The sequence below is a fragment of the Streptomyces sp. SID3212 genome, from assembly GCF_009865405.1.
GTDB lineage: Bacteria > Actinomycetota > Actinomycetes > Streptomycetales > Streptomycetaceae > Streptomyces.
On record NZ_WWJY01001014.1, the window covers coordinates 1 to 4594 of the forward strand.

A 4594-nucleotide genomic window follows, 5' to 3' on the forward strand; every position below is an offset into this window, starting at 1 on the left:
AGGGCGGCGGCCTGGGCCGCGCCGCGCTCGTCGAGCGCGACCCCGGGGGTCCAGCCCGCGAGCAGCCCCGCGGTGTTGGCGGTGGAGCGTCCGTGACGTACGAGGATCAACGTGGCCATGCCCGTCAGCGTAAGGCGCCCGCAGGCCGAAGATGCGTACGGGGGCCCGGAGCGGAGAGAATGCGGCAGTGATCGTGGACTGTGCCATCTACCGCGACGGACACCGCACCGACGGGCCCGCCGACTTCTCCGACGCCCTCGACCAGGCGCGTGCCCACGGGGACGCGTTCCTCTGGATCGGGCTGCACGAGCCGACGGAGGACGAGTTCTCGCTCGTGAGCAGCGAGTTCGGCCTGCATCCGCTCGCCGTCGAGGACGCCCTCACCGCCCACCAGCGACCCAAGCTGGAGGTGTACGACGACTCGCTGTTCCTGGTCCTCAAGCCCGTGGAGTACGAGCAGAAGAGCGACACGGTCACCACGGGTGAGCTGATGATCTTCATCGGGGACTCGTTCGTGGTGACCGTCCGGCACGGCGAGGGCTCGCCGCTCGGGGAGGTACGGCGGCGGCTGGAGGCCGATCCGTCCGTGCTCAAGCACGGGCCCACCGCGGTGATGTACGCGGTCAGTGACGAGGTCGTCGATCACTACACGGAGGTGGCCGACGAGCTCCAGGTCGACCTGGAGGAGCTGGAGGCGGAGGTGTTCGCGCCGGACGGCGGCGACAGCTCGTCCGGTTCGTCGCGGCCGACCTCGAGCAAGTCGACGGCGGCCCGCATCTACGGCTTCAAGCGGCAGGTGCTGGAGTTCCGGCGGGCGACCGTGCCGCTGTCGGCGCCGATGGCCCGGCTGGCGGGCGGCTCGGTGCCGTTCGTGCACGACCGTTCGCGGCCCTTCTTCCGGGACGTGAACGACCACCTGCTGCACGCCAACGAGCAGGTCGAGGGGCTGGACCGGCTGCTCTCCGACATCCTCTCGGCGCATCTGGCGCAGATGGGCGTGCGGCAGAACGACGACATGCGGAAGATCTCGGCGTGGGCCGCGATGGCCGCCGTACCGACGCTGATCGCGGGCATCTACGGCATGAACTTCGAGCACATGCCGGAGCTGACGTACGTGTGGGCGTATCCCACCGTGCTCGCGGTCATGGTGGCGCTCGTCCTCGGTCTGCACCGCACGTTCAAGCGGCGCGGCTGGCTCTGAGGGGCCGGGGCCGGGGGCCGGCACCCACGAGGTGGGTACCGGCCTCTTCCGCGGGCGCCCCGGTCAGTAGGCGGGCGCCGGGGTCGGGGGGCCGCTCAGGGCGTCGCGGCGCTCCGGCATGGACAGCGTGACCATCCGGCGCCAGGCGAACGCCCGCTCGTACGCGTACATCGCGTGGACCCCGGCGGTGAGCATCGCGGACCTGGCGGCGGACCAGCCGAGCAGCCGCGCCATGTTCGCCATCACCGCGAGGCTCACCTCGCGGTAGACCTGGATCTCGGCCAGCGCGCACTCGTGCAGGGCCCGCTGGATCCGCCTGCCGTGGCCCGCGCGGGCCAGCCGCAGCAGCTCCTCGTGGCAGTAGGCGAGGTGGTTGTCCTCGTCGGCGCTGATCATCCGGACGGCGTTGCCGATCTCCGGGTGGTCGCCGAAGTACTTGACCAGCATCACCATCTGGTCGGACGCGCGCTGCTCGGTGATCCGGCTGTGCGCGAGGTACACGACGATGTCGTCCTCGGTCAGCGGCTCGTCGCGGCGCAGCTTGTCGTGGGCGAGTCCGATGCCCCGGCGCTCCAGCAGCATCGTGTAGTCGGTGTCGTCGGGGACCTCGACCGGCTCCAGGCCGCGCTTCTTCAGGAGCGCGTTGAAGATCCGGCCGTGTTTGTCCTCGTCGGCTCCGTGCCGGGTGACCTTGGGGGCCAGGTCCCGCATGTGGTCGGGGAGCAGGGCGGCGATACGGCCGTTCTCCCAGCCGCCCTGGGTCTCGCCGCTCGCCGCGATGGAGCAGAAGAGCTGGAACGAACGATCGTTGTCCAGGATTTCCTGGAACAGGCTTCGGGCCGAAAGCATCACTGCCACCTCCATACAGGCGTCCGCGAGAACGAGTCAAAGCGGGCGGAGGGCAACAGGCAACAGCAGCGGGGGCCGACTCGGCCTGACGTACGAGCGTGGAGATGCCCCCGGTGGCGTAACCGAAGGGCCGCTCCACGCGTTGTTGTACGTGACGGCCGTGGCGGGGAAGACCCCCGAGCCCCCACCACGGCCGCAGACCTTCCCTCGCCCGTTCGGGTTACGGAGCGGCGCGCCGGGTTGTCGTACGGGGCCCTCGTCCCAGGAGGCGCGTGACGCCCTAGGAGGCGAGGTCCGCGCGCTCCAGGGCGTCGGTGCCGACGCGCAGGGCCGCGAGCCGCTCGTCGAGCGTCAGGCCGGCCGGCGCGAGGGTGAGCGTGGTGACACCCGCGGCGGCGTACGCGCTCATCCGGTCGGCGATCCGCTCCACGGACCCGAGCAGGGTGGTCGAGTCGATCAGCTGGTGCGGTACGGCGGCGGCGGCGCCCGCCTTGTCCCCGGAGAGGTACGCGTCCTGGATCCCGGCCGCCTCCTTCTCGTACCCCATGCGCCGGGCGAGCTGGTTGTAGAAGTTCTGCTTCCGGCTGCCCATGCCGCCGACGTACAGCGCGGTGTACGGGCGGAAGGTGTCGGCCAGCGCCGTGATGTCGTCGCCGACGGCGATCGGGACGGTCGGGCAGACGTCGAAGCCGTCCATGGTCAGGCCGGCCTTCTCACGGCCGGCGCGGAGGTGGCGGATCGCCGTGTCCTCCAGGTGTTCGGCGGAGGGGAAGATCAGCAGCGCGCCGTCGGCGATCTCGCCGGTCTGCTCCAGGTTCTTCGGGCCGATCGCGGCGATGTAGAGCGGGATGTGCTCGCGCTCCGGGTGGACGGTGAGCTTGATGGGCTTGCCGGGGCCGCCGGGCAGCGGCAGCGTCCAGTGCTCGCCCTCGTACGAGAGCCGCTCGCGGGACATCGCCCGGCGGACGATCTCGACGTACTCGCGGGTGCGGGCGAGCGGCTTGTCGAACTTGACGCCGTACCAGCCCTCCGAGACCTGCGGTCCCGAGACGCCGAGGCCGAGGCGGAAGCGTCCGCCGGAGAGGGAGTCGAGGGTGGCGGCGGTCATGGCGGTCATGGCGGGCTGGCGGGCCGGGATCTGGAGGATCGCGGAGCCGACGTCGATGCTCTCCGTGTGGGCGGCGACCCAGGCCAGGACGGTCGGGGCGTCGGAGCCGTACGCCTCGGCGGCCCAGCAGACGTCGTAGCCGAGCCGGTCGGCCTCCTGCGCCACCGCGAGGTTGTCGCCGTCCATCCCCGCGCCCCAGTAACCGAGGTTGATGCCGAGCCGCATAACCACTCCCTTGCTCGTCTACCCGCCAGTAACGTCTCTGTCCGCCGGACTCTAGCGCGCGGAACAGGGCCGCGTCAGGGGCGGGTTGTCCACAGGGTCTCCGGGCAGGTTGTCCACAGGCTCTCTCCGCGCGCGGCCCCGGCCAGTAATCTCAGCGCCCATGGAGCAGAGGCATCTCGGCCGTACCGGCCTGCGTGTGTCCCGGATCGGGCTCGGCACCCTGACCTGGGGAAGAGACACCGACGAACACGACGCGGCCGACCAGTTGAAGGCGTTCTGGGAGGCGGGCGGAACGCTGGTCGACACCGCGGACGTGTACGGGGGCGGGGAGGCCGAATATCTGCTCGGGCAGCTGGTCGAGCGGCTCGTCCCGCGCCGCGACCTGATCATCTCGACGAAGGCCGGCAGCGTGCCGGACCCGGACCGGCGCTTCGACGGGTCCCGAGGGCACCTGCTGGCGGCGCTGGACGCGTCGCTGGCGCGGCTCGGGACGGACTACGTGGACCTGTGGCAGATCCACGCGTTCGACGCGGCGACCCCGCTGGAGGAGACGCTCCACGCGCTGGACATCGCGGTGAGCAGCGGGCGGGTGCGGTACGCGGGCGTGTCGAACTTCTGCGGCTGGCAGCTCGCCAAGGCCGCCACCTGGCAGCTGGCCTCGCCCGGTATACGTACGCGGCTGGCGGGGACGCAGATGGAGTACTCGCTGCTGCAACGCGGCGTGGAGCGTGAGGTGTTGCCCGCCGCGATCGATCTGGGCATCGGGCTGCTGCCGTCGTCGCCCCTGGGCCGCGGGGTGCTCACCGGGAAGTACCGGCACGGCACCCCGGCGGACTCCCGGGCCGCGTCGGACATGGCGCCGTTCGTGGAGCCGTACCTCGACGAGGCGGCGAGCCGGATCGTGGACGCGGTCGCGACGGCGGCGGAGGGGCTGGCCGCGACGCCGCTGGAGGTGGCGCTGGCGTGGGTCAGGGACCGCCCCGGGGTGGTGGCCCCGATCGTGGGCGCGCGCAACGCGCAGCAGCTCACGGCGGCTTTGTCAGTGGAGAGCCTTAGTCTTCCTGACGAGATCTGCCAGGCGCTCGACGACGTGTCGGCGCCCGTGCACCGCTATCCGGACCAGGACTGGAGCACGCTGTGAGTACGGACCGCGACACCACGACCGTGGAGGACACCGCGCCGGAAGCGACCGGGGGCGCGGGGGCCGGGGC

At 71.5% G+C, this 4594-nt stretch carries 5 protein-coding genes; 2 read left to right on the plus strand and 3 right to left on the minus strand.

Annotated features, from left to right (window positions below):
• Positions 1-119, minus strand: a 119-nt coding sequence (locus tag GT042_RS30125) for a histidine phosphatase family protein (RefSeq protein ID WP_202534172.1), incomplete at its 3' end; no start/stop codon positions are given.
• 68 nt (positions 120-187) lie between these two features.
• On the opposite strand from GT042_RS30125, the gene GT042_RS30130 reads away from it, so the two are divergent.
• Positions 188-1201 (plus strand): magnesium and cobalt transport protein CorA, encoded by a 1014-nt coding sequence (locus GT042_RS30130; protein WP_345943976.1) that lies wholly within the window; start codon positions 188-190, stop codon positions 1199-1201.
• A 63-nt stretch (positions 1202-1264) separates the two neighbouring features.
• Here the strand turns inward: GT042_RS30130 and GT042_RS30135 are convergent, their stop codons facing one another.
• Both GT042_RS30135 and GT042_RS30140 read right to left on the minus strand, forming a co-directional pair.
• Entirely contained in the window at positions 1265-2050 is a 786-nt protein-coding gene (locus GT042_RS30135; RefSeq protein WP_161311862.1) for a ferritin-like domain-containing protein, read from the minus strand.
• A 280-nt stretch (positions 2051-2330) separates the two neighbouring features.
• On the minus strand, positions 2331-3383 hold the full coding sequence (locus GT042_RS30140) for an LLM class F420-dependent oxidoreductase (protein ID WP_161311863.1): 1053 nt from the start codon (positions 3381-3383) through the stop codon (positions 2331-2333).
• Positions 3384-3543: 160 nt separating this feature from the next.
• On the opposite strand from GT042_RS30140, the gene GT042_RS30145 reads away from it, so the two are divergent.
• Positions 3544-4524 (plus strand): aldo/keto reductase, encoded by a 981-nt coding sequence (locus GT042_RS30145; protein WP_161311864.1) that lies wholly within the window; start codon positions 3544-3546, stop codon positions 4522-4524.
• The last annotated feature ends 70 nt before the right edge of the window (positions 4525-4594 follow it).

Bases quoted from the DNA above. Each gene is read 5' to 3' on its own strand.
- GT042_RS30135 (WP_161311862.1), bottom strand. From the start codon at position 2,050: ATGCTTTCGGCCCGAAGCCTGTTCCAGGAAATCCTGGACAACGATCGT.
- GT042_RS30140 (WP_161311863.1), bottom strand. From the start codon at position 3,383: ATGCGGCTCGGCATCAACCTCGGTTACTGGGGCGCGGGGATGGACGGC.
- GT042_RS30145 (WP_161311864.1), top strand. From the start codon at position 3,544: ATGGAGCAGAGGCATCTCGGCCGTACCGGCCTGCGTGTGTCCCGGATC.